The organism is Beggiatoa leptomitoformis, assembly GCF_001305575.3.
In the GTDB taxonomy this organism is placed as follows: domain Bacteria; phylum Pseudomonadota; class Gammaproteobacteria; order Beggiatoales; family Beggiatoaceae; genus Beggiatoa; species Beggiatoa leptomitoformis.
The window spans coordinates 3,793,248-3,819,937 of record NZ_CP012373.2 but is presented as its reverse complement, the minus strand read 5'-3'; the positions used below and the strand labels follow the sequence as shown (position 1 = coordinate 3,819,937).

At 38.9% G+C, this 26,690-nt stretch carries 21 protein-coding genes; 15 read left to right on the top strand and 6 right to left on the bottom strand.

Annotated features, from left to right (window positions below; genetic code table 11):
* Window positions 1-118 precede the first annotated feature (118 nt).
* The 14 genes from AL038_RS16280 (at window position 119) to AL038_RS16215 (ending at window position 15,727) form a co-directional block, all read left to right on the top strand.
* A complete protein-coding gene (locus AL038_RS16280) occupies window positions 119-1,252 on the top strand; it encodes a Re/Si-specific NAD(P)(+) transhydrogenase subunit alpha (RefSeq protein ID WP_062154608.1) in 1,134 nt (377 codons plus the stop codon).
* A complete protein-coding gene (locus AL038_RS16275) occupies window positions 1,249-1,542 on the top strand; it encodes an NAD(P) transhydrogenase subunit alpha part 2 (RefSeq protein WP_062154606.1) in 294 nt (97 codons plus the stop codon). The genes AL038_RS16280 and AL038_RS16275 overlap by 4 nt, the downstream gene beginning before the upstream one ends.
* Window positions 1,539-3,041, top strand: a complete 1,503-nt coding sequence (locus tag AL038_RS16270) for an NAD(P)(+) transhydrogenase (Re/Si-specific) subunit beta (protein WP_201800102.1) — start codon at window positions 1,539-1,541, stop codon at window positions 3,039-3,041. Before AL038_RS16275 ends, AL038_RS16270 begins: the two co-directional genes overlap by 4 nt.
* Before the next feature lie 1,106 nt (window positions 3,042-4,147).
* Window positions 4,148-4,354, top strand: a complete 207-nt coding sequence (locus AL038_RS16265) for a cold-shock protein (protein WP_062154602.1) — start codon at window positions 4,148-4,150, stop codon at window positions 4,352-4,354.
* Between the two features lie 239 nt (window positions 4,355-4,593).
* Window positions 4,594-4,797 carry a cold-shock protein gene (locus AL038_RS16260; RefSeq protein ID WP_062154600.1) on the top strand — a complete coding sequence of 68 codons (204 nt, stop codon included), beginning with the start codon at window positions 4,594-4,596 and terminating at the stop codon, window positions 4,795-4,797.
* Between the two features lie 26 nt (window positions 4,798-4,823).
* A complete protein-coding gene (locus AL038_RS16255; protein ID WP_062154598.1) occupies window positions 4,824-5,027 on the top strand; it encodes a cold-shock protein in 204 nt (67 codons plus the stop codon).
* Window positions 5,028-5,051: 24 nt separating this feature from the next.
* On the top strand, window positions 5,052-5,255 hold the full coding sequence (locus AL038_RS16250) for a cold-shock protein (protein WP_002692162.1): 204 nt from the start codon (window positions 5,052-5,054) through the stop codon (window positions 5,253-5,255).
* Between the two features lie 24 nt (window positions 5,256-5,279).
* Window positions 5,280-5,483 (top strand): cold-shock protein, encoded by a 204-nt coding sequence (locus AL038_RS16245; RefSeq protein ID WP_002692162.1) that lies wholly within the window; start codon window positions 5,280-5,282, stop codon window positions 5,481-5,483.
* A gap of 24 nt (window positions 5,484-5,507) precedes the next feature.
* Window positions 5,508-5,711: a cold-shock protein gene (locus AL038_RS16240; protein ID WP_002692162.1), complete on the top strand. Its 204-nt coding sequence runs from the start codon at window positions 5,508-5,510 to the stop codon at window positions 5,709-5,711.
* Between the two features lie 24 nt (window positions 5,712-5,735).
* Window positions 5,736-5,939, top strand: coding sequence for a cold-shock protein (locus AL038_RS16235; RefSeq protein WP_062154596.1), 204 nt, complete (start codon window positions 5,736-5,738; stop codon window positions 5,937-5,939).
* A gap of 314 nt (window positions 5,940-6,253) precedes the next feature.
* Window positions 6,254-11,983: an AAA family ATPase gene (locus tag AL038_RS16230; protein WP_062154594.1), complete on the top strand. Its 5,730-nt coding sequence runs from the start codon at window positions 6,254-6,256 to the stop codon at window positions 11,981-11,983.
* Between the two features lie 83 nt (window positions 11,984-12,066).
* Window positions 12,067-12,770 (top strand): IS1 family transposase gene (locus AL038_RS16225; RefSeq protein ID WP_414635091.1). Its coding sequence is split into 2 segments (ribosomal slippage): window positions 12,067-12,346 and window positions 12,346-12,770, totalling 705 coding nucleotides; the frame shifts between segments, so codons are not numbered across the junction.
* Window positions 12,771-13,154: 384 nt separating this feature from the next.
* Entirely contained in the window at window positions 13,155-14,555 is a 1,401-nt protein-coding gene (glgC, locus tag AL038_RS16220) for a glucose-1-phosphate adenylyltransferase (RefSeq protein ID WP_201800101.1), read from the top strand.
* A 119-nt stretch (window positions 14,556-14,674) separates the two neighbouring features.
* Window positions 14,675-15,727 (top strand): class I fructose-bisphosphate aldolase, encoded by a 1,053-nt coding sequence (locus AL038_RS16215; RefSeq protein ID WP_062154592.1) that lies wholly within the window; start codon window positions 14,675-14,677, stop codon window positions 15,725-15,727.
* A 101-nt stretch (window positions 15,728-15,828) separates the two neighbouring features.
* Here the strand turns inward: AL038_RS16215 and AL038_RS16210 are convergent, their stop codons facing one another.
* The 5 genes from AL038_RS16210 to AL038_RS16190 all read right to left on the bottom strand — a co-directional run bounded on the left by AL038_RS16210 (window position 15,829) and on the right by AL038_RS16190 (window position 21,661).
* Window positions 15,829-16,077: a hypothetical protein gene (locus tag AL038_RS16210; protein WP_062154590.1), complete on the bottom strand. Its 249-nt coding sequence runs from the start codon at window positions 16,075-16,077 to the stop codon at window positions 15,829-15,831.
* A 530-nt stretch (window positions 16,078-16,607) separates the two neighbouring features.
* Window positions 16,608-17,423: a serine O-acetyltransferase gene (cysE, locus tag AL038_RS16205; RefSeq protein WP_062154587.1), complete on the bottom strand. Its 816-nt coding sequence runs from the start codon at window positions 17,421-17,423 to the stop codon at window positions 16,608-16,610.
* A gap of 361 nt (window positions 17,424-17,784) precedes the next feature.
* Complete coding sequence (locus AL038_RS18335) at window positions 17,785-18,573, bottom strand: cupin domain-containing protein (RefSeq protein WP_062154585.1); 789 nt, start codon at window positions 18,571-18,573, stop codon at window positions 17,785-17,787.
* Window positions 18,574-18,841: 268 nt separating this feature from the next.
* A complete protein-coding gene (locus AL038_RS16195; protein WP_062154584.1) occupies window positions 18,842-19,399 on the bottom strand; it encodes a protoglobin domain-containing protein in 558 nt (185 codons plus the stop codon).
* Window positions 19,400-19,630: 231 nt separating this feature from the next.
* Complete coding sequence (locus tag AL038_RS16190) at window positions 19,631-21,661, bottom strand: monovalent cation:proton antiporter family protein (RefSeq protein ID WP_062154582.1); 2,031 nt, start codon at window positions 21,659-21,661, stop codon at window positions 19,631-19,633.
* Window positions 21,662-21,932: 271 nt separating this feature from the next.
* On the opposite strand from AL038_RS16190, the gene AL038_RS16185 reads away from it, so the two are divergent.
* Entirely contained in the window at window positions 21,933-23,075 is a 1,143-nt protein-coding gene (locus AL038_RS16185; RefSeq protein WP_062154580.1) for a succinylglutamate desuccinylase/aspartoacylase family protein, read from the top strand.
* Window positions 23,076-23,192: 117 nt separating this feature from the next.
* On the opposite strand, the gene AL038_RS16180 is transcribed toward AL038_RS16185, so the two are convergent.
* Window positions 23,193-26,639: an FAD-dependent oxidoreductase gene (locus AL038_RS16180; RefSeq protein ID WP_062154578.1), complete on the bottom strand. Its 3,447-nt coding sequence runs from the start codon at window positions 26,637-26,639 to the stop codon at window positions 23,193-23,195.
* Window positions 26,640-26,690 lie beyond the last annotated feature (51 nt).

Genomic DNA, 26,690 nt, shown 5'->3' with positions numbered 1-26,690 from the left:
CATATATTCACCCTATATGATACGTACCCCCCCTATTGGTGAATAGGAAAGGTTGTTTAATTTTTTGATTGAAAGAACAAATTATTAAACCTCAACGTGTTATTGGAGGCGAGTAAACATGCCCATTAATGTGGCAGTACCAACAGAACTTGCGCCAGAAGAACGGCGTGTAGCACTTGTGCCAGACGTAGCAGGACGCTTAATTAAATTAGGGGCGACTGTTTTAATTGAAAAAGAGATGGGTCAGCGGGCATATTTTGCTGATGCAGCATATAAAGATGTGCAGATTGTTGATACTGCCATCCAGTTGTACGCGCAAGCAGATGTTGTTTTAAAAGTGAGTCCGCCCACAGAAGCTGAAATCGAGCAGATGAAAGCAGGAACTATTGTCATCGGTTTTATGTCACCACATCGTTATCCTGAACGTGTCACAAAAATGCGTGATAAGCAAATCACCAGTTTAGCGATGGAGTTAGTCCCGCGTATTTCTCGGGCGCAGTCTATGGATGCGTTGTCTTCACAAGCGGCGGTTGCTGGGTATAAAGCTGTATTGCAAGCGGCTGATTTATCCAATGTATTCTTTCCTATGTTGACAACAGCGGCAGGTACAATTCGTCCTGCAAAAGTGTTGGTGATTGGTGCAGGTGTTGCGGGTTTACAGGCCATTGCGACAGCTCGGCGATTAGGCGCGATTGTCGAGGGGTATGATGTGCGTTCTGCAACAAAAGAGCAGGTGCAGTCATTGGGCGCAAAGTTTGTTGATACGGGGTTAAAAGCTGAGGGAACTGGTGGTTATGCCCGTGAGTTGACTACTGAGGAAAAACAGCAACAACAAGATGTGTTAGCAAAGCATATTGCTGCTGCGAATGTGGTGATTACAACAGCCGCTATTCCCGGTCGTCCTTCACCCAAAATCATTACAACAGCGATGGTGGAAGGAATGGCAGCGGGCGCGGTTGTTGTGGATTTAGCCGCTGAAGGAGGCGGAAATTGTGAGTTATGCCAACCGGGAAAAACGATTGTACATAACGGGGTTACGATTCACGCACCGTTAAATGTCCCCAGTCAAATGCCGACTCATGCAAGCGAGATGTATGCAAAGAATTTGTTTAATTTGTTATCGCTATTTGTAAAGAATGGTCAGTTAGAGATTAATTGGCAAGATGAAGTTATTGCTGGCTGTACACTGACACATGCGGGAGAAATTAAACACGCGCCGACACGGGCTTTAGTTGAGGGAGTAAAGTCATGATTGAGGGATTCACCGCTTTATATATTTTTATGTTGGCCGCGTTTACGGGGTATGAGGTCATTTCTCGTGTTCCTGTGATTTTGCATACGCCATTGATGTCTGGTTCTAACTTTGTGCATGGTATTGTGTTGGTTGGGGCGATGATTGCATTGGGTCATGCTGAAAGCACAGTGGAACAACTTGTTGGATTTGTTGGGGTCATTCTTGCTGCGGGTAATGCTGTGGGCGGGTATGTGGTTACTGAACGGATGTTGGATATGTTCAAGAGTAGCAAGGGAGGTGCGAAGTGACTGCACAACTAACCGATATTCAAAAAACCCTACAAGAACAAAAAGAGGGTTTAGCACATTTAGAGCAGTTAATCGGACAAGGCAACACGACAGGCGTGTCTGCGCCACAAAGTGGTTGGGCAATGCCTGTTATTGAAGCGGTTTATTTTGCCGCTGCATTATTGTTTATTTTGGGCTTGCGTAAAATGAGTTCCCCCGTTACAGCCCGTGGGGGGATTGTCTGGGCTGGTGTTGGGATGGTGATTGCGACATTAGTCACTTTCTTAACTCCCAATATGCATAATTTTGTGTTGATTATTTTGGCTATTGCCATTGGTTCAACCCTTGCGTGGGTTACTGCAAAACGGGTTGCAATGACAGATATGCCACAAATGATTGCGTTATATAATGGCATGGGTGGCGGTGCAGCGGCGGCGATTGCAGCAGTCGAGCTGAGTAAAATTAGTCAGGGAACGATTTCGGTAGATTTAATCGTACAAATTTTGGCCATTGTGGGTGCATTAATTGGAAGCGTGGCTTTCTCTGGTTCGTTTATTGCGTTTGCCAAGTTGCAGGGTTGGATGAAGAAAACCTTGCGCTATCCAAATCAGCAATTGATTAATCTGGTGTTGTTTGTTGTTTTGGTGTTATTAGGATTGGTTAATTTAGTGATTCCTAATCCTTATTTAGTCATTATTTTCTTTGTGTTAGCCATTGTGTTCGGTGTATTAATGACCTTACCCATTGGTGGCGCAGATATGCCCGTTGTGATTTCATTATTTAACGCATTAACAGGTTTAGCCGTTGGTTTTGAAGGTTTTGTAATTGGGAACGCCGCGATGATTATCGCTGGTACTGTCGTGGGCGCGTCAGGTACATTACTCACACAGTTAATGGCAAAAGCCATGAATCGTTCTTTAACCAATGTGTTATTTAAATCTTTTGGTGATACGGGTACTACAAGCGGAGCTGAAGAATCAGTAACAGGGAGTTTAAAACCGATAGAAGCAAGCGATGCCGCCGTCATGATGGCGTATGCAGAGCAAGTGGTTATTATTCCTGGTTATGGACTAGCCGTTGCCCAAGCGCAACATAAAATTTGGGAGTTAGCAAAACTCTTAGATGAGCGTGGTGTGCGGGTTAAATTTGCAATTCACCCCGTTGCAGGACGAATGCCCGGACACATGAATGTGCTACTTGCCGAAGCGGGCGTACCATACGATATGATTTTTGATTTAGAAGAAATTAATGAAGAGTTTGAGCGGACCGATGTAGCATTAGTGATTGGTGCAAATGATGTTGTTAATCCAACTGCACGAACAAATCCTGAAAGCCCCATCTATGGAATGCCCATTCTAAATGCAGACAAAGCCAGAAATGTGATTGTTATCAAGCGTGGACAGGGAACGGGATTCTCTGGTGTAGAAAACCACCTGTTTTATGCGGATAACACACGGATGCTTTACGGCGATGGTCAAGCAATGGCATCTGGACTAATTCAAGGTATTAAAGCCATTTAAATCAATATATCAGCACTAGATTTATAACAAGCATTCTCGCGTAGGTGGAGAGTGCTTGTTATATCCTTACAAAAAATCCAGAATAATGCTATACATTCTTGTAGATTTGGTTTACCATTCTTAAGCATATTGTTCATTCGTTTAAGTGTAGCTGTCAGCAGTGTTGTTACATACAGTTGTATCCTCTCCATCTGTTATTTGTTGCAGGGTCACACCAAAGACTTATGAGCAACAGGATATTGTTTCACGTTGTTTTATTCTTTTATTTGAGAAAATTTATTTGTTTAGTCGTAATACTCTCCCTTTTCGTCAGTATCTCCCGCAGTTTTTTTTACCCACGAAAAAAAGCCACCTTAGTTTGATTCAATTCCAAACAAACCGTATATCTATCTCTTTTGCTGATTACAACTTCTTGTTATCTCAGGTTTATCATTTGTGTTCCTTATCGCTCCGCGTTTATCATAAAATTTTCAACTATACCCTCGTCAAATACAAAAAATCTATACAAAATTCTAATAGCAGAAATCCCATATATTCTCGTGAATGCCTCGAAAAATATCCAATTTTGTACTATCATCAGTATAGAGAAGATATTGTTCATAGTGGGTAAACTTTAAGTTTTTACATATATAATCAATTTTAAAAAAATAGCTGTTGCATTGCAGTATAAATAAGGGCTTGCTGATATCAACAAAATATATTATCTTACTAGCCGTGATGTTTAATAAAATTATATATCATACTGATTGAGTTTGTTTTTTGTTCGATAGCTGGCATTTTTAACCAAAATTGAATAAAGTGGTTTTTAACTAATAAATTTGATTTTTCTTAATGTGGCGCAAAATAAAAATAATTAAGATGTTTTTTCTTTCAGAAAAAATGAGATAATGCGCAACAGTATCAAATTAATTAGTGTAGTATTAGAAATAATCTGATGTAGTCTGAACAGTCAATCTGTGTATATCAAACGAAAAACAATCTCAATAGAGATACCGCAGGTTATGCGGGTGTTGATGTACGAGACCCGAGCAGTTGCTTGGAGTAAGTCGTGAGCGTTACCGTGATAAACCTGGCGTTTTTATACAGTACAATGACAGGAGTTAGGTATGCAGACGGGAACCATTAAATGGTTTGACAAGACCAGAGGATATGGCTTTATAGCACCAGAGGATGGCAGTCGGGATGTGCTTATACACTACTCGTCTATTAGAGAAGAAGGCTTTCAATCCCTCAATGAAGGGCAAAAAGTTGAGTTTGAGTCACAACTAGGTCCAAAAGGACCGCAAGCTACTGTTTGTGTGCCATACTCGTAAACATAACAGTTTTCATAATAACAACAGAAAATAACTTGTTTAGAACAAACGCTATACAAGTGATTATTAACAGATGTGGCTAATTTTTTGTGTCACATCATTCATTAAAGTTGAGAAGAGACGATTAATAAAACATACAATAACGCTGTTTCTAATCAGTGCTGTCTCAACTGAAGTAATACCATTATCCAAAATAGTGGTAGTAAGTATTAAACAAGTAAATTTGAGGTTTTTTTTTCATGCAAACAGGCACTGTAAAGTGGTTTAACGAATCTAAGGGTTTTGGTTTCCTTGCCCCGAATGATGGCGGTAAGGATGTGTTTATCCACTTCTCTACTATTCAAAAAGATGGTTTCAAAACCCTACGTGAAGGGCAAGATGTTCAATTTGAAACCAAAGCGGGTCCTAAAGGCTTGCAGACATCCGTTTGCATTCCACTTTAAGTGACTGAGAAGCGAGGCTATATTCCATGCAAACAGGCACTGTAAAGTGGTTTAACGAATCAAAGGGTTTTGGTTTCCTTGCGCCTGATGACGGCAGCAAAGATGTGTTTGTCCATTTCTCTACAATCCAATCCGGCGGTTTTAAGACTTTAAAAGAAGGTCAAGCCGTTCAATTTGAAGCCCAAATGGGCCCTAAAGGCTTGCAAACATCTGTTTGCATTCCTCTTTAATTATTCAGCACTGAGGATTTTTTCATGCAAACAGGTACAGTTAAGTGGTTTAACGAGTCTAAAGGTTTTGGTTTTCTCGCGCCTGATGACGGTGGTAAAGATGTATTCGTCCATTTTTCTACAATCCAATCTGGCGGTTTCAAGACTTTAAAAGAAGGTCAAGCCGTTCAATTTGAAGCCCAAATGGGTCCTAAAGGCTTGCAAACATCTGTTTGCATTCCTCTTTAATTATTCAGCACTGAGGATTTTTTCATGCAAACAGGTACAGTTAAGTGGTTTAATGAGTCTAAAGGTTTTGGTTTTCTCGCGCCTGATGACGGTGGTAAAGATGTATTCGTACATTTTTCTACAATCCAATCTGGCGGTTTCAAGACTTTAAAAGAAGGTCAAGCCGTTCAATTCGAAGCCCAAATGGGCCCTAAAGGCTTGCAAACATCTGTTTGCATTCCTCTTTAATTATTCAGCACTGAGGATTTTTTCATGCAAACAGGTACAGTTAAGTGGTTTAATGAGTCTAAAGGTTTTGGTTTTCTCGCGCCTGATGACGGTGGTAAAGATGTATTCGTACATTTTTCTACAATCCAATCTGGTGGTTTCAAGACTTTAAAAGAAGGTCAAGCCGTTCAATTCGAAGCCCAAATGGGTCCTAAAGGCTTGCAAACATCTGTTTGCATTCCTCTTTAATTATTCAGCACTGAGGATTTTTTCATGCAAACAGGTACAGTTAAGTGGTTTAATGAGTCTAAAGGTTTTGGTTTTTTAGCAGCAGATGATGGTGGCAAGGACGTATTCGTCCATTTCTCTACCATTCAATCTAGCGGTTTCAAGACTTTAAAAGAAGGTCAAGCCGTTCAATTTGAAGCCCAAATGGGCCCTAAAGGCTTGCAAACCTCCGTTTGTATCCCTTTATAAGCAATAACATTTGTTATTAGCCTTATAAAAATTTAAAAAAGAGCCGTTATCTTTAAAAAGATAACGGCTTTTTTGTTGATTATCAGTATTATATCTCCATCCTCTTTAATCTGTATTTGATATAAGAGAGACCAACAAAATTTATTCCCATTAGCATGGTGTGTAAAATAGCAAAGTCAAACACGCATCTGCTTAATCCTATTTATGTACGCACACACTCATTATGTCTTGTTATTAGCATAACCTTTGTAAATTGATAACGGCATAAGTCCTGAAATTTAATGTTGTATTACTTGTAGGTTGACACCGCTATCATGAATTTGTTGACCACTTATCAAAACTTATCGCTTTTATATGAAAGTGCAACGTCCTTAGTTTATCGTGGCACGCGTCTTGTTGACCAACAGGCAATTATTCTAAAAGTCTTAAAAGAAGAATATCCATCACCCGATGAACTAACTCGCTATCGCCAAGAATATGAAATAACTAATTTTTTAAAAAGCGAAGGTGTTATTAAAGCTTATCATCTAGCAAAGTATCAACATTCTTTAGTTATAGAATTAGAAGATTTTGGCGGAGAATCGCTAAAAATCCTTCTAACACAACAAACATTTAGCATAGAAACACTGCTTAAAATCGCAGTTCGTATAGCAGGTACTTTGGCAGAAATTCATAGCGCAAATGTTATTCATAAAGACATAAATCCCAGCAATATTGTTTTTAATCCACAGACACAGCAACTAAAGCTCATCGATTTTGGGATTTCCAGCCAATTACCCCGTGAAACCCCCATCCTAAAAAATCCTTACCAATTAGAAGGTACACTGGCCTATATCTCGCCTGAACAAACAGGACGTATGAATCGTATTATTGATTATCGGACAGATTTTTACGCCTTTGGAGCGACGCTATACGAACTATTCACAAGACAATTACCATTTACCGAAGAAGACCCCTTAGCATTGGTCTATTGTCATCTGGCTAAAACACCCATTCCACCGCATCAACTGAATACCAATATTCCTGAAGTATTATCCGATATTATCCTAAAACTAATGGAAAAAATGGCAGAGAATCGCTATCAAAACGCATGGGGATTACAACAGGATTTAGCCCGCTGTGTGCAAGACTGGCAAGAAAATAAAACGATTAAAAAATTTATTATTGGACAACAAGATATAACTGATAAATTTCACATTCCACAAAAGTTATACGGTCGGAATAAAGAAATCACGCAACTACAGAACACTTTTGCACATGTTTGTGAGGGAAAAACCGAGTTATTGCTGGTCAGTGGTTTCTCAGGTGTGGGTAAGTCGTTTCTAATTAATGAAGTTTATAAACCACTGACTGAAAAACAAGGTTACTTCATTAGCGGAAAATATGACCAATATCAGCGTAATATTCCCTATTTTGCACTAACACAGGCATTTAATGAATTTTGTAATTATTTACTGACAGAAAATAGTGAAAAATTAGCCTATTGGAAACAACAAATTTTAACCGCTGTTAAAAATAATGGACAAGTTTTAATTGAAATTATTCCCCGCTTAGAATTAGTCATTGGGTCGCAACCTGCTGTTTCGGCAGTTGGGGCGCAAGAAGCACAATATCGATTTAATCTGGTTTTTCAAGAGTTTTTCCGCATTATTAGTCAAGCAAATCATCCGCTAGTGTTATTCATTGATGACTTACAATGGGCAGATTCTGCCTCGTTACAATTATTAAAAACTATGATGAATGATAACACTCGTTATTATTCTTTAATAATTGGGGCTTATCGTGAAAATGAGGTAAATAAAACACATCCATTCATAATGATGCTGACGGATATTAAACAAACAACAATTACACATCTTTCTTTAGCTAATTTAACTTATGTAGATATTAATGATTTTATTGTAGATGCCCTATTATGCGATATGCAGGATACGCATCCATTAACCGAGCTGGTTTATCAAAAAACGCAAGGTAATGCGTTTTTTACAACGGCTTTTTTAAAAACATTACATGATGAGAAATTAATCAGTTTTAATACAAAACAACGTTATTGGGAGTGGAATTTATCACAAATTCAGGCAAAAAATTTAACTGATAATGTCCTGATTTTAATGGCAAGTAAAATTTCAAAATTTCCACTACTCACTCAATTAGTTTTACAACTCGCTGCATGTATTGGCAATCAATTTGATTTATATACCTTATCGCTAATAAATGACCTTTCTGCTTTTTCAACCTTAAAACAATTATGGGTTGCGATTTGTGAAGGATTAATTATTCCATTAGACACAAACTATAAATTAGTGCAAGACATTAGCGATGTAACGGCTAATAATCTTATTGCAAGCAATACACACTTTAAATTTCAACATGATAAAGTTCAACAAGCCGCCTATTCACTCATTCCCTCAGCCGACGGTATGGCTATTCATTTACGCATAGGGCGTTTACTCTTTGCCAATACGACACCCAAAGAACAAGACGATAAATTATTTGATATTGTTAATCAATGGAATGCAGGAAAAACCCTTATTACCGAACCTGCCGAACAAATACAATTAGCCGAGTTGAACTGTTTAGCGGGCGAAAAAGCTAAAGCTTCTGCCGCTTATTTACCCGCGCTTTCTTATTTTCAAACAGGACTCACACTATTAGGCGAACAGTGTTGGCAAACACACTACAGCCTGACCTTGCGCTTGAGCGAACAAGCGGCTGAATCAGCTTATTTAAATACTGATTTTGTTCAACTACAGATACTTACCGAACAAGTATTAAAACAAGTAACCACATTACTAGATAAAGTTAAAATTTATCATGTGATGATTCAAGCCTATATCGCTAAAAACCAACCATATCAAGCAGTAGAAACTGCACTGACTATTTTGCAATTACTAGATGTACATTTTCCTGTAAAACCAAAGGCTTGGCATATTAAAGCCAGCTTATGGCATACCCGTTGGCTATTACGTGGACGTGCAGTAGAAACGTTTACACATCATTTTCAGATGACTGACCCAAGACATCTCGCTATCATGCGAATTTTGTCTAGTGTCAGTTTTGCAAGCTATTACATAAAACCTGATTTATTTGTGCTTATTTCATTAAAACTAGTACAACTCTCTATAAAATATGGTAATACAGCTTCTTCTGCCATTGCTTATGCCAGTTGTGGCTTGGTCTTATGCTACGTCACGGGGGAAATTGAATTAGGCTATCAATTCGGTAAGTTAGCGTTAAAAATCTTAGATCAGTTTCCACAGAATGAATTTAAAGCCAAAACACTTTTTATGTTTAATAATTTCATTCGCTTCTGGAAAGAACATATTAAAGAAACATTAGTACCTTTCCAAGAAACCTACCATCTGGGGCTAGAATTAGGTGATTTAGAATCAGGCGCATTATCTGTTTTTTTATACGTTTGCCATGCGTATTGTTCAGGTGGACGGGAATTAAATCATTTAGAAAAAGAAAGTGCTGAATACGCAAAGATTATACAACAATTAAAACAAGATATTACACTACATCGCCATGCCATTTATCATCAAGCAATTTTAAATTTATTAGGTCGCACGGCTGACCCTTGTCTATTAAGCGGTGATAGCTTTGATGAGGCAACCGCATTACCATTACATCAATTAAATAACAATAAAACTATCTTATTCCGTTTTTATTCGACCAAACTCATGTTGTGTTATTGGTTTGAAAATTATACAGAAGCCTTACACTGTGCGACGCTAACGACACAGTACTTAGAAGCAGGAAAAGCTTTATTTATTGTACCTATTTTTATTTTCTACGATTCATTAACACAATTACAATATTTTGCTAATTCATCCCCCATTAATAAGCAAGTTATTTTACGTAATATAAGGTTAAATCAGAAAAAACTTAAACATTGGGCAACACATGCACCGATGAACTATTTACATAAATGGTGGTTAGTTGAGGCAGAACGTTGGCGGGTGTTGGGGCATGATAAAGAGTGTCGAGCTGCTTATGAGCAAGCAATTAGCCTTGCACAAACACATGAATATTGGCATGAAGAAGCCTTAGCGCATGAGTTAGCAGGTAAATTTTATTTAGCCCGCGAGAATATTCAACTTGCTCGTTTTTATCTACACGGTGCGCATTATGGCTGGATGCGGTGGGGCGCGCTTGCCAAAGTACGACATTTAGAAAACCGTTACCCACAGTTTTTATCTGCTAAACAACATAATACATCTAATAATATCTTATTTACCAACATCACCAGTAACAGTGAAGTCAGCAACACCAACTCGCAAAAACTAGATTTGCTCAGTGTATTAAAAGCCTCGCAAGCGATGGCAACGGAAATTGTTTTACCCCATTTACTCACGCATTTAATGAAAATCGTGTTAGAAAATGCAGGGGCGCAACGGGGTGTATTGATATTAGACAAACAAGGGCAATGGTTTATTGAAGCAGAGGGAAAAATAAATCCTTTGAAAATAAATGTATTACAGTCAACCCCTTTAGTGTTAAATCATAATACGGAATTACCTATTTCAATTATTCATTATGTCTTACGCACACAGGAAACCGTGGATTTACAAAATGCGGCGTATGAAGGACAATTTACAACCGATACCTATGTTACCGCACATAAAGCCAAATCTATTTTGTGCTTACCCTTAATTAATAAAGGAAAATTAGGTGGACTTTTATATTTAGAAAATCAATTAACCGCAGGCGTTTTTACACTAGAACGGTCACAAGTTTTAAGTTTATTAACTGCACAACTACTTATTTCTATTGATAATGCCAGACTGTATCAATCACTACGTGAAAGTGAAGAACGGTTTCGAGTAATTGCAGAAACAACACCGATTGCTTTTTTACTGACGCGCCCTGTGGATGGCTTTATTTTATACGCCAACCCACAAGCCAGTTTAACTTTTGGTATTCCTAATGAAGATTTTGTCCATTCATATACAACAATGTTATATAGCAATCCCAGCGAAAGAACACATATTCTCTCGCAATTTAGCCAAATGGGTTCAGTACGGGATTATGAAGTACGTATGAAGCGGGGTGATGGGCAACTTATTTGGGTATCCCTGTTTGTTGCACCTATTTTATTTGAACAACAACAAGTATTACTTAGCACTTATTATGATATTACCGACCGCAAACGTATGGAACAAGAACGTTTATTATTGGTGCAAGAACGCGAAGCAAAAAACACAGCCTTACGCTTAAATAAAGAAATTCAAGCGCAAAAAGAGGAGCTTTCTAGCACTCTCGCCCGTTTACAAGCGACACAATGCCAGTTAATAGAAGCTGAAAAAATGGCAGCATTAGGGAATTTGGTTGCAGGTGTTGCCCATGAAATAAATACCCCTGTTGGTATTAGTATTACAGCAGCATCACAATTAGAATTAAATACTGAAGAATTACAACAACAATGCGAACAAAATAAATTAAAACGTGCGGATTTAAATAATTATTTAGACAATACAGTACAAATTAGCCAGCTATTACTCGTTAATCTTCATCGTACTGCGGAATTGGTAAATCGGTTTAAACAAATTGCGGTTGAACAATCTAGCGAACAACAACATACATTTTATCTAAAAGCACATTTGAATAACATTTTAACCAGTTTGCAGCCTTATTTTCATCATACCGCTCATCAGGTACATATTCATTGCGATGATAAGCTACGTATTGTCAGTTATTCTGGCATTCTGACCCAAGTTTTTACGCATTTAATTACAAACTCTTTAACGCATGGTTTTCATGATATAACGGAAGGTACTATCGACATTACTGCCCAACTAGACGCGACACATCTCACTATTCTTTATAAAGATAATGGTAATGGCATTCCAATGGTGGTACAAACACATTTATTTGAACCTTTTGTCACAACTGACCGTCAACATGGTAAAAGTGGATTAGGATTACATATTGTTTACAATCTTGTTGTTCATCATTTGAAAGGACAAATTCGTTATTTACACACAACAGAACAAGGCACACAATTTTCTTTAGTCATCCCTTGCTTAGCTGATAATTTTTAGTCTGCTTAAATAGAAAATTTGGTAGTGCTAAAGAGAAAGTGATATTAAAATAAGAAAACAGAAGAAAGAGAAGAGTCCCTAAAATGCTAACCTGCCCAAGCTGTAAAGCGACACACATCGTGAAATACGGAAAAACCCGCACAGGGACACAAAACTACAAATGTCGCGAATGCGGACGGAGATTTGTAGAACAACCCACCAAGAAATACATAAGCCAAGAGACGTGGGCACAGGTGGACAAGCTATTAAAAGAAAAACTCTCGTTAAGAGGAATAGCCCGTGTTACGGGAATCTCAGGCACATGGCTACAACATTATGTCAATGGTTTGTATGCGCAACAAAGACTAGAACAAGCGGTTAAAAAAAAGGACAGTTGCGCTTAGAATGCGATGAGATGTGGTCATTTGTTGGGCAGCGTCGCCAGAAAGTGTGGGTATGGTTAGCGTTAGATAGAGACTCACGAGAGGTTGTCGGGATTGCCTTTGGAAAGCGAGATGCGGAGGGAGCGCAAGCACTCTGGGACTCACTCCCAGCGGTATATCGGCAATGTGCAGTCTGTTACACCGACTTCTGGGAAGCGTACCAGAAAGTTCTACCGAGTAAACGGCATAAAGCGGTAGGGAAGGAGACGGGGCTGACCAATCATATAGAGCGATTTAATAATACGTTAAGACAGCGTGTCAGTCGTTTAGTGAGGAAAACCTTATCTTTCTCCAAGAAGATAGAAAATCACATCGGGGCTACTATTTTTTTCATTAATGATTATAACAAATCACTGCTTCTTTAGCACTACCGAAAATTTTTTATTTTTTATAAATTATCTGAATACTATGAACCCCCTATATTTTCACGATATATTGTTGCTTATAAAAACGCTTATAATAATTTAACCAACTTAATATTCGAGTAACGCCACTATGTTATGGTGTGCCTAAACAAGAGAACTAACACGTTACGCACGCTTACTGCTTATCCTTGCTTGTTTAGCATTGCTAATAAAAAGTTCTATATCCTGCATAAACAATATTTTCCAATCCCTTTATAAAAATGGTATTCGATAATTATTTTAAAAAACAATAAAGAGACCAGCATCTTAAATTGATGTTATCCGTTATTCATCTTTCTTATACATTTGTGCAAGAATTCTAATAAACGTTAAATGAGAAACAAAATGAATGAATCCGCACTTTTTCTAAATAAACTCACACAAAAAACGCTTGCCTTAATCTTAGCGGGAGGACGTGGTTCACGCTTGCATGAGTTGACTGATTGGCGCGCAAAACCTGCCGTGCCATTTGGTGGAAAATTTCGGATTATTGATTTTCCACTCTCTAATTGTATGAATTCAAAAATTCGACGGATTGGTGTTATTACACAATATAAATCGCATTCACTTATACGGCATATTCAAAAAGGCTGGGGATTTTTACGTGGAGAATTCGGGGAATTTGTAGAACTTTTACCTGCGCAACAACGGTTACAAGAATCTTGGTACTCAGGTACTGCTAACGCGGTTTATCAAAATTTAGACATTATTCGCAATCATAAACCTGATTATGTTTTGATTTTAGCAGGCGACCATATTTATAAGATGGATTATAGCTATATGTTAGCGGAGCATGTAAAGCGTAAAGCTGATTTAACCGTTGCTTGTTTAGATGTTCCCTTAGAAAGCGCGCGCAGTTTTGGCGTTATGCAAGTCGATAAAAGATGGCGAATTAAGACATTTGCGGAAAAACCTGAAAATCCGCTCCCTTCACCCAATAATCCAAATTATGCACTGGCTTCTATGGGGATTTATATTTTTAATACAGATTTTTTGTATGATCAGCTAGTTTATGATGCAAAAGAAACCTCTGACCATGATTTTGGTAAAGATATTATTCCCCGCGTGATTAAAGAAAATAAAGTTTTTGCTTACCCTTTTCGAGATATACAACAAACAGGACAAGTGGGCTATTGGCGCGATGTTGGGACGATTGATGCGTATTGGGAAGCTAATATGGAGTTAATTGCGGTTACTCCGCCGCTCAATTTATATGATCATGAATGGTCGATTTGGACATATCAAGAGCAACTACCCCCTGCTAAATTCGTATTTAATGATGAAGGACGGCGTGGATATGCTGTTGATTCTACGGTTTCAGGCGGTTGTATTATTTCAGGCGCGTTAATTGACCATTCACTTTTATTTTCCAATGTGATTGTGGACGATTATTCTGTTTTAAAAGACTGTGTTATTTTGCCTGACGTGCGTATAGCACAAAATTGTCGTCTTACGAAAGCGATTATCGATAAAGGTTGCTACATTAAGGCAGGGACAGTGATTGGAGAAAATCATGAAGAAGATAAGAAACGTTTTCGTATCAGTGAAAAGGGTGTAGTGTTGGTCACACCTGAAATGTTGGAACAATATATTCACGAATCACCTATTTATCCACGTTCACATACCGCTATTTTGCACGGTTCACAAGAATCAACACTGTCAACCACAGCTATACAGAAAAAAGCTAAAAAAACGAAAAAAAATCACAAAAAAACCCGCATTCACTCTGGTTATCTCGTAAAATAACCCGTTTAACATCGCTATATCAAAAACGATTTTTCATGACTGCTGAATCTCATTTTTAAAAAATGCGTTGATTCACTGGTTATTTATAATTAATAAATTTTGTACGGAGAAATATAAACATGACAAATATCGCTACTCTTTTGGGTACAGAAGCGGAGTCGTTATTAAATCACCAAAGCAAAGGAATTCCAAAAGAGATGCTTTCTTTACCCGGTCCTGATTTTATGGATCGTGTGATGAGCTTGACGGATAGAAAACCCAGTGTATTACGTAGTTTGGGTGGAATGTTTAATCATGGTCGTTTAGCGGGTACGGGCTATCTTTCTATTCTGCCTGTTGATCAAGGCATCGAACATTCTGGCGGTGCTTCTTTTGCCCCCAATCCCATTTATTTTGACCCTGAAAATATTGTAAAACTAGCCATTGCTGGCGACTGTAACGCGGTGGCTTCTACGCTGGGCGTGTTAAGTTCTATCGCACGAAAATATGTACATAAGATTCCTTTCATCGTCAAAATTAACCACAATGAAATTCTCAGTTATCCCAATATTTATGATCAAACCCTGTTTGCAAAAGTAGAACAAGCCTTTGATATGGGAGCGGCTGCGATTGGCGCAACGATTTATTTTGGTTCTCATGAATCGCGTCGACAAATTGAAGAAATCAGTGAAGCCTTTGCTTTAGCACATGATTTAGGAATGGCGACAGTATTATGGGCGTATTTACGTAATCCTGCTTTTAAACAAGGGGATACAGACTATCACACCGCCGCAGACTTAACAGGTCAAGCCAATCATATCGCGGCAACAATCAATGCGGATATTGTAAAACAAAAACAAGCAACGAATAACGGTGGTTATAACGCCATTAAATTCGGCAAGACTCATCCTAAGGTTTACAGTGAGCTGACAACAGACCATCCCATTGATTTAACCCGTTATCAAGTTGCTAATTGCTTTATGGGACGGGCGGGTTTAATTAATTCGGGTGGTGAGGCGGGTGGTAAAGATGATTTGAAAGATGCTGTGCGGACAGCCGTGATTAATAAACGGGCGGGTGGCACGGGTTTGATTTCGGGTCGCAAGGCTTTCCAAAAACCAATGGATGAGGGGGTAAAACTACTTCATGCCATTCAAGATGTTTATTTATCTAGTGAAGTCACCATTGCTTAAAACCGTTTCTTGCTAAAAAAAATGGGCGGTGTGTAACAGATACACTACGCCCATTTGTTCTAAGAAAAATATACGAATTATCACGCTTTGCTAATGCCTCATTAATTTACTTCACTATACAACCGACTCATAAAGCGCGAGTAAATTTCTCCTAACGTTTCTTCGTCAAACATTTCATTTAGTGTATATCGTAGTGCGTCTAACTCTCGTTGTTGCGTCGCGCACATAGCTTCCAAACGATTGGCTTTATCTACTGCCATAGCTGTTTGGCGTATAGAGCTGGTTAATACATTTGCATTAACATCACTCGTTTCTGTACGACTTCTTACGTCTAAAGTTGCGTCTATCATGACAGTCACCTCGTTAAATAGTTGTTGGGTACTGAGTTGATGGTAATAAATGCAAGACTTATACCGCGTACATCAAATTTAAAACCTTAATCCATACTTTATATTATAAAGCTATTCTGAGCGTAGCGTTTTAAACGATAACGGGGTACAACTTGACTCTCTAAAATAAGTATGGGCAGACAAGTAAGGGGTAAAGGACTTTTGCGACGGCTAAAGGGGGTATTTTTCAGACAATTGGTCAAGACGTACTCTTTTTCACATCAATGTACAAACTTTATACAGCGAAAACCAATTAATCCTGCTAATAGCTACAATAATGACAGGTGATTCGGTAGATATCTATGCAATATATATTCACAAACTATAACCTAGTTTAAATATAATGTGCTTATTATTTTCTTCAAGTCACTCTTTGCATAAAAATCTCAGCAGTGCCAAATAAACCTTACTTTCCTCATTCAAATAAAGCGTGTCTTTATCCTTCTCTATTTAGTACTATCATAACTGTCTGATTGGCGAATAACACATTATTATTCAATGGTATTTAAATCAGCCGATGGTATTGTTACCTTGCAAGCGGAAGCTGCTTTTTTACGCGCACGCAATCCAAAACACTGTTCATCTTCTGAGGTTGCCAACTCACATTTACCCTGCTGATGTAACAAACTGTGCATTTTTTGCATCTGCTGGTCCAATAAATGAATATCATCTAACATATTATTAATCGCATATTGCATAGAATCCATTTCCGACATGTCACCATCACAAGGCATACCATACGCATCAAAAATCTTTTTCTCTGTCTCCTGTTTATAGCGTTCTTTCCAATGAATATCCACATTAACGATTTTTGCAGGAATACCCACCATCGTTGCACCCTCAGGAACATCTTTAACAACCACCGCATTAGAACCAATCCGCGCGCCATCATGTACTTCAATAGGTCCTAATACTTTTGCCCCCGCCCCCACTACCACATTATTCCCCAAACTAGGATGACGTTTACCTTTTTGCCAAGACGTACCGCCCAAGGTAACGCCATGATATAAAGTACAATCGTCTCCAATAATAGCGGTTTCCCCAATCACCACGCCCATACCATGATCAATAAAAAACCGCCGTCCAATCACAGCCCCCGGATGAATTTCAATGCCTGTCAACCAACGGGCAAATGTGGACAAAGTACGCGCCAATAATTTCCAATTCGCCTGCCACAAACGATGACTTAATCGATGCCACAAAATCGCATGTAATCCGGGATAGTTTAATAAAATCTCTACAGTGCTACGAGCTGCGGGGTCGCGCGCAAAAATGCAAGCAACCGTTTCACGTAAATCGTTTAACATGATTATTATCCTACTTGTAAAATCAACTTTATTCCTCTTTTCCAATTAAGAACCATTCTGCTGAAAGAATCAACTATCCAACAAAATTCTACTTTTTTAAAGAAATAAGAAAATCAAGCTAATAAACAAGCCTATAAAAATTAGGTTTATATAACACCAAATAAATACAAGAAATTAATATTTATTCAGTTACAAAATAAGCAACAGCATAAACAGTAATCAAGATAAACCAACCCCTCTATTTTATCTTTATAGAACAATTAATCATGTTAATTTTTTGGATATAAGAGGGATTAGTGATAAGAAGAGCGGTTATGAGGGTGATGCCATAAACCAGATAAAAAAAGGTGTTTTCTATGTATTAGGCTTTTGTTCTAATTTCATCAATAAATTTAGCCGAAACACCATTAACAATAGAACGATTAATCATAGGATGATCTTCATCTTTTGCACCAAAATCAGTATCAGGATGATAAGCAATAACCACCAACTCATCCGTCGCATCCGTATGAAAAGAATGTATCGTATCTGTTGGAATAACAAAAATATCACCAACAACTAAAGGAACTTGATGGTCAGGTGTTGCACAAACACCTTGCCCACGAATAACCATACCAATTCTAACGCTAGGATGCGTATGTGGCGTTTGATTGGTTTGTGGCGGAAAAAATAGCGCGTTTAAACACGCATCACCATATTTAACGGGTGGAATCAATAAAGAATCTGTACAACCATCGATATAACATAAGCGTCCGCGCGGTTCTACTGCCCCGCCCAAACTAAATATTCCCCGATAGTCTAAGCGTTCAATAATAATGGCTTGTCCTGTACAACGAATTTCACCTTCAGTAACACAGGCATACATACCTGCATAAACAGGTAGCTTAAAATGCCCTGTTAATATTGATTCACCATCATGCTGATATAAAAAACAAGTGCTACCAGCAGGCACTACAAATGAAGCAGTACCTGATAAAGCATGTAATTTTGACGGAAATGCGAGAGTCGATTCGTCATACAATAAAGCAGTTTGAAAGGAGAATAAGCGGACAATGTGCATGAGTAATATTATTTTAATGGTGGAAAGGGTGATGAGAATGCACAACCATTGTGCGCCGTTAAGGCTATTTGACTCTGTGGGATTCGTCAATAATCAATGATTATTTTCTCCTAAAAATCTCCCTGTACTTATACACAAGCCTATATCTCACTAAATTACCTGCAAAAGTGGCAACCTGACACAACCCCTTTTAAAAAAGTGCGTTATGGTGCAAAAAGACACATCTAACGCACCCTACAAATTTTTTTACAAGCAACCACAATTTTCACTATTAGTACTTCTTAAAAAAAGCGCAGTAATCCAAATGAACGACGAAAGAACTTAAACACATCTAAATAAAATACTGCAAGATTAATAACTAAGATTTTAATGTGGACAACTTTTTATTAATTTCTAACTCCATCATACGTTGCAACAACGACAACTTAAAACCGCCCACATTTTCCATTGCTTCTATATAGTTAGTGAAATAACCCTCAGCAATAATTCCTGCAATGGTATCCGTCATTCGTTTAAATGCACTATAAACTCGCTCCGCCTCATCTAACTCGAATGTTCGTAAACATTTACCAAGAAAAACCTGTTGTAAACGGCTGGTCATGCCAAACATATAAGGATTTGTAACCCGTTTAGCAATATGGATTAAACCGACCGCCCATTGCTGTCGCCAAAAGTGAACATCATAATTACCGCAGATAACCGCTAAATACCACGCTTTCAATGTCCCCTCACGGGTTTTACGCTCATCATCCTTAAACACTGCGGCTGTTGGTTCATAAGCATAGAGCGTGTCATAAAAGACTTTTACTAGCCCGTCTGCCCACTGCTCTAGTTGTGGCGCGTATTTCCTCAGAATATCATAATCTTGCTGGGACAACCCTGTTAGAGTTGTCATATCTTTCAGCGTTTGCTCCATCGTTTTCTCCTCATCAATGTTGGTATTTCATCGCTTTGCTTTACAGCATAAATAATTAACCCAATTCCACAAGGCAAGAAATGAACCCGTTTCTACTCTGACTATCAAACACGGATAACACCACTTCAAGCAGCGTTATCCATTTCCTTAACACACGCCACACTTACCAGTTATTCAAGTCGTTGCGCTAACTACCTATAAATGACGTTTTTTACAAATGACAATAACCATTTACGATGCAGGTGTTTGTTCACCCTCTAAAATTTGTTTGGCAACGGCTAAATGTGCTGTTGTACCTAACAATAACACCGTGTCACCTACTTGCAACTCCTCATCAGGCTCAGGATTAATCAAATGTTTTTCACCCCGTCCGATACCAACAATACTCGCTCCTGTACGACTGCGTAACGCAACCTCACGGATTAAATGTTTCACAACAGGCGACGCTTGCGTTAATGTGACACAAGTTAATTGCGCTGTTTGCAACAATGTTTTTGGGGCTGGTATGTTCTGCTTATGATGATCGCTCAAACTTTCCCGAATAGTTAAATGCAACTTTGAATACAACATATTAAACCGTTTCCACATGGCGCGAACACTCCACGCCAAAAAGAGGAAAAGCACAACAAGTACCTGCCAAGGCGGTAAAATCGTTAAACTAAGCACCATTAACCAAATACTTAACAGTACAACACCCGTGATAAAAATAATCATGGTAAATACCGCTTGAATATGCGTTTTATGTTGGTTACTACTCAAATGTTCTGCACTTAATTCTGCTAACGCCATTGCTAAGGCTTGGAACTTAAAAAGGGTGTGCATCATAATCGGCAGACTTAAAAACATAGTGACAGTCCACAAAATAGTATGTTGTATTAAATAATTATCGCTAAAAACTACCCACTGATATTTATTTAATGTGTTTGCACCAATGAATAACGTTGCAACAATAAGAATATTCAAAACGATAGGAAACGCCATTTTGAATAAAATTTGTTTGATAACCTGCTGCTCATCACTATTACGTGTTGGCGACAAATTACTAACCCATTGATGATAAAGATTTAAAAAAGATAATATTGACGGCGAAACCCATTTTTCTAAAAAAACCACGACAGCATCCGAATTTTTAATTAAATAAGGGGTTAAGAGCGTTGTTATAACAGAAACCATAACGGCTATTGGATATAAAAACTCGCTAGTCACAGAAAGCGTTAAACCTAACTGAGCGATAATAAAAGAAAACTCCCCAATTTGAGATAAACCCATTCCAACCCGCAAGGATGTACGAGTATCATTACCCGCGAGAAACGCGCCTATTGAGCAAGTTACAATTTTTCCAACCACCACAGCAATGGTAATAACCAAAATAGGTAAAGCATAAGTAATTAATAAAATTGGATTAATTAACATACCTATTGTGACAAAAAACACCGCGCTGAACATATCGCGCACAGGCTCAATGAGTATGCCAATTTTGGCATTTTCCCGACTTTCCGCGACCAATACACCCGCTAAAAACGCGCCAAGCGCAACGCTATAGCCTAACCATGCAGCCATTAAAGACACACCAAAACAAATACCAAGTGTCGCAATCAACAACATTTCATTGTTACGATATTGAGCAATGTAGCGCAATGCTTTTGGCACAGACAACAAACCAATAATCATAACGAGGGCTAAAAAAACCGTTAGTCGTCCAATCATGCCTAACAGCTCGCTCATCTGCAACGACCCTGTTAGTGCGACACTAGACAACAATGCCAACATAGCAATGGCTAAAATATCTTCAATAATCAATACACCAAAAATAAGCGTTGCAAAACGTTCTTTAGTTAAATTTAAATCTTGTAATGCTTTGATAATAATGGTTGTTGAAGAAATAGACAAAATTGCGCCTAAAAAAAGGCTGTCCATTGCATTCCAGCCAAACCACTGTCCTAAATGATAACCAACCCATACCATCACCAAAATTTCTAAAAAAGCGGCAATAAATGCAGTTGCCCCCACTTTTAACAATTTACTGAGTTGAAAATGTTGCCCAATGCTGAACATCAACAAAATCACGCCTAATTCAGCTAATGTTTTAATCGTTTGCTCATCTTGTACCAACATAAACGGCGGGGTATGAGGACTGATGATTAATCCCGCGACAATATAGCCTAAAACAACAGGTTGCTTAAAACGGTGAAAGAGTATTGTCACTGCCCCCGCAATCACCATAATAACAGCCAAGTCTTGAAGTAAATCAATATGATGCATTATTAAAAAAGCCTCTCTATGCCATAAAATAATTTTGTGAATAAATTTGTCCTTTAAAGAACTATAGGTAGCAATTTTCAGAAAACAATGGTTTAAAAATGACTTAAATGGTTTTAATTAAAAAATCAGCATTATTTCCCTTAATTTGTCCCTACTAATCCATCAAGTCATAAAATTATTTTAGATATTTATATTGGTTGTATCGTCTAATTTAGACAAAATTGAATAAATCTAATAACTTTTACTAATAAACATCCACAGGACTATTTTTATGAAAACAACAACAACGCTTACCTTAGTTTCTCCATCCCCCCTAACCCAACGCAGTTTATTAGTACACCGCTACGGCATGGTAGGGGCGCGTCCTAAAGCCTATTTACATGCGGGATTACATGCAGATGAATTACCCGGTTTATTAGTTTTACATCATCTACAGCAATTATTGGATAATGCGGCAGAAAATGGCGAAATTATCGGGGAAATTGTCCTTGTACCCGTCGCAAATCCAATCGGTTTAGGACAATATTTAAATGGACATTTAGTTGGACGTTTTGATTTTGAAATAGGCAAAAATTTCAATCGAGATTATCCCGATTTAACAGAGGCCGTGTTAGCCATCGTTGAACCACAACTCACTAATTCTGCAACACAAAATGTGCAATGTATTCGTAGCGCGTTGCAACAACAGCTACAAATTCAAAGTAATGACACTGAACCAGAAGCCTTAAAAAAAGCCTTATTACGCTTATCTATTGATGCGGATGAAGTATTAGACTTACACTGCGACGGGGAAGCCTTAGTACATTTATATGTTTCAAAACATCATGTTGAACAAGGAATGACACTGGGCGCGCAACTGGGCGCGAAAACCATTTTAGTCGAGGACAATGTAGGTGGTGACTCATTTGACGAAGCGAATGCTGGGATATGGTGGAAATTGCGCGACAGGTTGCCAGACACCTTCCCTATTCCGTTAGCCTGCTTTTCGACAACCATAGAATTACGTGGGCGTGCCGACGTGGATGATACGCTTGCCCGTTCTGACGCGTTAAATCTTTTCCGCTATTTGCAACGGCGCGGAATTATCGCAGGCAAACCTGAACCATTACCCGCCTTACTCTGTAAACCAACGCCTTTAGAAGGTGCAGATGTTCTTAAAGCCCCGCTTGCAGGCATACTGGCGTATCACAAAGCACTTGGCGAATATGTTCACGCGGGCGAAGTAGTTGCTGATGTTGTCAATATCACGGCAAGCTCTCCCGAACAATCCCGTATTCCTGTAATTAGTCAAACAGATGGGGTTATTTTCGCGCGTCGATTAGAAAAATTAGTGCGTCCGGGGGAGAGTTTTTGCAAAATTGCAGGTACGCATAAACTCGCGCATCGGAAATATGGTAAATTGTTAGGTAATTGATATAAAAATGAAAAACCCTATATAAATGAAAAAGTTTTTTTATTTATTAATTCTGATTCAGACAGATTCTAAACGGATATTACCGCTATAAACGGCAGTATCCGTCATTTTTATACATCATCGCTCTGTTTGTAACAAATAATCCAACCACCGATTGCTTAAATATTCTTGTAACGTATTTTGTTGCAAACGCGCGTTTAAATTATCTATATCTATCCATTCAAGTGGTTGCTCTTGCCACGAACAGGCGAAAACCGCTTTAGTACGCATTCCCGTCACAGGGTCTATTTGCCATTGTAAACACTGAGCGCAAACACCTTTGAGCATACACTGCATAGTGCTGTAAACCGCGCCTGTAAAATCTGTTTTATCCACAAAATAGTCACGGAACGCGCCACAGCGAGCGTTTTGAACCGCGCGCAATAAGGCAGGACTGCCCAGCACTAACACCCGATTAACCACAGATAAAGGAATAGGTTGCACGGTTTGGGCGTAGCGACTTAACGCATCAAGCATCGAGTCGACAAAATGCAGGTCTTGTGGACGACCGTTAGTAAGCGGTGCTGTACTATCTGTTACCCAAACAATCACATCCGCCGCTGCTTCTAATTCAGTTTGACAATAAATATCTGTTGCTGAAGAAAAATGGGCGAAACACACTACCCGATTACCCGCCTGACGCATAGCGCGCCCAACCATGCAACTGTTTACAATACCCGCTTGTTCGGCAATGATTAAAACCGTTTCATTTCCATCACCAATGCGAGTACGTACCCCTGTTGGCCCCATTACTGCAAGCGGTTGTCCTGCTTGAAAAGTTGCGACCAGACGCGCGCTTGTACCTATTTTCTGAATTAAAAATTCAATTTCGCCACTGTCGGGTTGAACTTGTGAGGCAAACAATGCGAGGGCTTCCATGTGTAAGCGTGTACCTGCGATAACAGGGGCAAGACTTTCATAATTTTGCACACGGAAAAATTGTCCTGCTTGATAACGGCGAGCGGCAAGCGGTGCGCGAACGGTTAACGCAAGCGTTTGTTGACAACGGTGTTCCACTTTAACAACAATGGCTTGTAATTGGTCATAAAGGTAAGCACGAAAGGTTTGATAGGCGCGCTCATCCCCAATTTGTTGCACTCGCTCGGCAAAACTGGCCACAATCTGCGGGTAAATTTTTTGCGCGGACGCAATGGCTTTAACCACGCTTCCATGAAAAACAGGATGAGTATCACCCACTAAGGAGACACAACGTCCATCCTGCTGATACGAGGTAAATGCACCAAAATCAGAAACTTTACAATGAGCAGGTTTAACATCAGTTTGTTGTAAAGTATCTTGTTGACGGGTATATAAACGATATTGAAAACCATCCCTTTCTAATTCACCTTGATGTTCAAACGCATAAGCGACATTTGGACGCGCCCCTGTTGCAATAAAAACCGAGCGTGCAGATAAACATATCACTGCACCATCGCGTTTAAACTGAATAGCGGTTAAATGTCCCTCTGCATCTAAGTGGGCATGGTCTGGCTCGGCGTTTTCCACGTAAAAAATGCCTTCAGCCAATGCCTTATTTAATTCCTCATGATTGCGAATATAGGCAGGTGAGGCTTGTAAACTGCGACGATAAGCGATAGTAACACCGCCCCAGCGATGGAGTAATTGACGCAAATCGGGTGGTGTACCTGCCTGTTGGGCGCGGATTTTTTCAGCACGAACAGCGCGGGCATGGCTTAAAAACTCATCTAAAATTTCTAATGATTTTGTATCTAATCCCTGACGTAAACTACTTTCCCCCCATTGTTCGCTTAAAATTTCATAACGAAATAACGTTTTTTCAATTTGTAATAAATAATACGCTTGCACTTCCGTTGCGGTATCTGCGCCTGTTAATCCCCCGCCAATGACAACCGCAGGAAGGCGAATTTGTAAATTCGCTAAACTATTCAGTTTTGCCGCACCCGTGAGTTGTAAAGTCATTAAAAAATCATTGGCTTGACGCATTCCAATTGCCAAACTATTCGGAATTGCTAAGGCTTGTGGTAATCCTGCACCAACCGCAATAGCAAGATGGTCAAAGCCTAACGCCCATACATCTGCTATCGTCAATGTTCCCCCAAAACGCACACTACCAAATACTTGATAATGCGTGCGACGCAGTAACGATAAGTAAATCAATTTTAAAAAATTTTTATCCCAACGAACCGTAATCCCATATTCTGCCACACCACCAAACCCCGCCATAATGCGCTCGGCCAGTGGTTCTTGTAGTTGAGCATAATCACGGATAGGTTGTGTCAAGAATTCAATTGGTAATGGTTCTATTTTTAGCCCATCCACGCCCACGACGGCGAAGCCTTCCATTAACAAATGATGCGCAAGGGTAAATCCTGCAGGTCCTTGTCCTGCAATCAGGACTTTTAGCCCATTATATGGACAGGGTAAATATTGTTTTTGCCGTAGGGGATTCCAACGTGTGAGCAAATCATAAATTTCTACACCATAAGGCAATGCTAAAACATCCGTTAAAATGCGTGTTTCTGCTTGAGGAATATCAACAGGGTCTTGTTTTTGATAAATACAGCTCTTCATACAATCATTACAAATCCGATGCCCTGTTGCAGGACAAAAAGGATTATCAACCATGAGCATGGCAAGCGCACCAATCGTGTGAGCTTGTCGCTTGAGCAGGTGCATTTCAGAAATTTTTTCTCCTAATGGACAGCCTGTTAGCGTTACGCCTAATGGGTCAATTTTTAAAGTTAGTTCCCCTTTTTTCTCAGGAAAGCCTTTTGAGCAAAAATCACCATCATGCTCATGACAATACACGCAATAATCAACTTCACTTTGCACTTGACGGGCTGACATACGCGAATCTGTTAAATTAAAACCTTCTCGCTGTTGCTGTCCGTCTGTTATCAAACAGTCAATACTTTGATGTTTAACGGGAATTGTGTGGATTAAGTCATCATGATTGCGTTGATTAGGTAAGTGAAAACTGACCCAGTTTTGTACAAACTGTTGTGCGTCTGGTTCACGTAGCGCGTGAATGCACCATTGCGTTAATTGCTCTATCTCTTGCTTATAATCACTTGTATTACTTAAATAATATTGTCCTAATTGGGCTATTGCAAATTCCAAATCCGCTGTGTTTATTTGATATTTTTCAAATTCAGTGACAAGCCAATCTTGCAAATCAGCAAACGGTATTAAGGTTTCTACTTTGTTTAACCGCCGCCGCGCCCGCCGTTGTACGAACCATTTTTTAAATTCAAATATAGGGTTATGGTTTAAGGTTTGCTGGTTTGCCTTATTTAACGCGGTTTCTAGTCCAAACAACTGCGCAATAAAAATCTCTAATAGTGGCGCACAGGCTACTAATAATGTACTGATTTCAATGGGTGTAAATTCACAATTTGCATGACGATAAGCTAATAAATCGGTTTTTAATGCGGGCGATTGTTCGGCTAAAAAGTCGAGAAATTGCTGGTCAAAACGATAAAGTGTTTCTAAACGGGATAAATCCGCAAATGTGAAGCCGTTAAAGGGATAAGGTGCAGACATAGTTTTTCGTGTAATGGTTGTTAAAGGACAATTTTTTAATTAAAGGTGGTT